This window comes from Streptococcus pseudopneumoniae (assembly GCF_001072315.1).
GTDB classification, from domain to species: Bacteria; Bacillota; Bacilli; order Lactobacillales; family Streptococcaceae; genus Streptococcus; species Streptococcus pseudopneumoniae_R.
Genome location: NZ_JVLI01000166.1, coordinates 1 through 216, shown reverse-complemented (window position 1 = coordinate 216; position 216 = coordinate 1). Strand labels below are relative to the sequence as shown.

Annotated in this window: 1 protein-coding gene; it reads right to left on the bottom strand. The window is 36.6% G+C overall.

Annotated elements, in window-relative coordinates; genetic code table 11:
• Positions 1–216, bottom strand: a 216-nt coding sequence (locus tag ADH54_RS11960; protein WP_049524902.1) for an IS110 family transposase, incomplete at both ends; no start/stop codon positions are given.

The window sequence follows — 216 nt, the reverse complement described above, 5'->3', positions numbered from 1 at the left end:
ATTAAAGAGAGGGAGCCAATATTGCCCAGTACTTTCAAAAAAGACATGTGTGACATGGTTTTCTACCAACCAATCTAAGGCATTGCGAAGAGCTACAGTAGTTGTCCCAAATTTCTTCTGAATTTTCTTTGGTTTATTGGTATCTAGTGGACCATCTAGAATACAACAAACAATAGATTTTTGGTGGACATCAATACCACAACACGTTTCAATCAT